The 2,511-nt window shown below is 72.5% G+C and carries 3 protein-coding genes; all 3 read left to right on the top strand.

Annotated features, from left to right (window positions below):
• Positions 1-699: hypothetical protein (locus tag VOI19_RS18005; RefSeq protein WP_323794321.1), on the top strand; the 699-nt coding region annotated here is incomplete at its 5' end.
• Between the two features lie 271 nt (positions 700-970).
• Complete coding sequence (locus VOI19_RS18000) at positions 971-1,924, top strand: Rossmann-like and DUF2520 domain-containing protein (protein ID WP_323794320.1); 954 nt, start codon at positions 971-973, stop codon at positions 1,922-1,924.
• Positions 1,924-2,511, top strand: a 588-nt coding sequence (locus tag VOI19_RS17995) for a pantoate--beta-alanine ligase (RefSeq protein WP_323794319.1), incomplete at its 3' end; no start/stop codon positions are given. The genes VOI19_RS18000 and VOI19_RS17995, both read left to right, overlap by 1 nt.

Below are 2,511 nucleotides of genomic sequence, written 5' to 3'. Positions count from 1 at the left end.
GCCGGGCGCCTGCGCCAGGCGTCGTACCCCTTCGACGTGGCGCGTGCCGGCGCCGAGCACCTCGCGGTGCACGAGCTGTCGGTGCACTCGTTGGCCTACTTCTACAACTGGTGCTTCGCCCAGGTGCGCACGCGCTACTCCTTCAAGTGGGACGGCGACATGGTGCTCACCAGCGAGGGGGAGTCGTCGCTGAGCGACCTGGCCTGGCAGATCGGTGACGTGCAGGCGGTCATCCGGGTGCCACGGCACGCGCTCTACCTCGACAGCACCCGCCCCGATCGCGGATGGCTCGACCTCGGCCTGCGCAACGCCGAGGAGTGGGGCTACCCGATGGGGCCCGACTTCGTCTTCACCAAGGCCTACGAGTGGGAGGTGCGGACGACGCCGAAGCCGGTGCGCACGATCGGGCTGCCGTTCGGGCTGTGCATCGAGCTGAAGTACCTCGACGGCGACGAGTTCGCGCACTGGACCGACCCGGCGTCGTTCGCCACGAGCGTCCGCAACAAGCGCAAGCGCCGCGAGTGGGAGGTCTTCACCGCCCTCCAGCAGGACCCCGACACGCCGATCGCGGGTGTCCACGCCATCGAGGCCCCGCCCGGCGTCCACGTCGTCGACCACGTCACCCGCACCTGGCTCCCGCAGGCCCCGCGCCCCCTCGAGGTCGGCTCGGTCGTGGTCTCCGACGACCGCACCGCCTGACCCCCGCCTGCACCCGCCTGACGCCGAGTCGGCGCGTAGTCGCGCCGACTCGGCGAACGACTGGGGCGGGTCGGTGTTGCGCGCGTCACGTCAGGTGCGGTTCCCACGAGGGAGCACAGCGGTTAGATTCATCGGGAACACCACGTCAGAGTCGTACGAGCACACCGTCTGGTACCCACACCGGCCCGGTCGCCCCCAGTTCCACCATCACCGCGCATCACCAACGGGGGCAGCAGGGTGGTCGGAGGGACTGGAACGAAAGGTTCGCAACATGTCTGAGCCACTGGCTGCTGCCCACCCCCTGCCTCCCGAGGTCGCTGGCCCGCGCCGCTTTCGCATCGGCGTCGTCGGTGCCGGCCGCGTGGGCGCGGTCCTCGCCGCCGGCCTGCGTGCGGCCGGACACGAGGTCGTCGCCGCTGCCGGTGAGTCCGACGCCTCGCGGGGTCGGATGGCCGACCTGCTGCCCGGCGTCGTCAACGACAAGCCGAGTGCGGTCGCGCGCGGCTGCGACCTGTTGCTCCTGACGGTGCCCGACGACATGCTCGGCAACGTCGTGTCGGTGCTCGCCGACTCTGGCGCCCTGCACGAGGGCCAGTACGTCGTCCACTCCTCCGGGCTGCACGGTCTGGAGATCCTCGCCCCGGCGACCGCCGTGGGCGCCCGGGCGATCGCGCTGCACCCGGCCATGACCTTCACCGGCACCGCCGTCGACCTCGACCGTCTCAGCGGCTGCGTCTTCGGCCTGACCGCAGAGCCTGCCGAGCGTGAGTGCGCTGCGGCGCTCGTCGCCGACCTCGGTGGCCGCGCGATGTGGGTGCCGGAGAACCGTCGCGCGCTCTACCACGCAGGCCTGGCGCACGGCGCCAACCACCTCGTCACCCTCGTCACCGAGGCGATGGAGCTGCTGGCTGCGGCCGGCGCCGACGACCCGGCCGCCACCTTGCGCCCGCTGCTCACCGCGGCCCTCGACAACGCGCTCGACCACGGCGATGCGGCCCTGACCGGACCGATCGTGCGCGGCGACGTCAACACGGTGCGCGCCCACCTCGACGGGATCCTCGCCGAGGCGCCGACCACGCTGTCGACCTACCTCGCCCTGGCCCGGGCGACCCTGAGCCGCGCCGTCGTCGACGGCCGCCTCACCGCCATGCGGGCGTTGAAGATGAACGAGGTGCTCGACTCGGCCGAGGCGCGCCGTCCCCTGCGTGTGCGGCGGATCGGTTGATGGCCCCGACTGCCCCGACTGCCCCGACTGCCCCGACTGCCCCGACTGCGCAGCGTCCGGCCCTGGCGACCACGCGCGCCGAGCTCGCCGACCTGCTGAAGGCCGCCACCTCGGCCGACGCCGAGAGCCGGGTCGGCTTCGTGCCGACGATGGGCGCGCTCCACGAGGGTCACGCCAGCCTGATGGCGGCTGCTCGCGCCGAGGTGGGCTCCGGACCGGTCGTGGTCTCGGTGTTCGTCAACCCGCTGCAGTTCGGCGCGGGCGAGGACCTCGACCGCTACCCGCGCACCCTGGACGACGACCTCGACCTGTGCGCCCGCGAGGGCGTCGACGTCGTCTTCGCACCGGCCGTCGACGAGGTCTACCCGGGCGGAGAACCCCAGGTGAGCGTCGACCCCGGTCCGCTCGCCGAGGTGCTCGAGGGCCGCACCCGTCCCGGCCACTTCCGCGGTGTCCTGACCGTGGTCGCCAAGCTCTTCGGCCTCGTCCGCCCCGACGTCGCGGTCTTCGGGCAGAAGGACTATCAGCAGCTGGTGCTGCTGCGTCGGATGGCGGCCGACCTGTGCCAGGGCGTCGACGTCGGGGCG

Origin of the sequence: Nocardioides sp. (assembly GCF_034670285.1) — a bacterium.
In the GTDB taxonomy this organism is placed as follows: domain Bacteria; phylum Actinomycetota; class Actinomycetes; order Propionibacteriales; family Nocardioidaceae; genus Nocardioides.
This window is presented reverse-complemented; position numbering and strand designations above follow the sequence as displayed.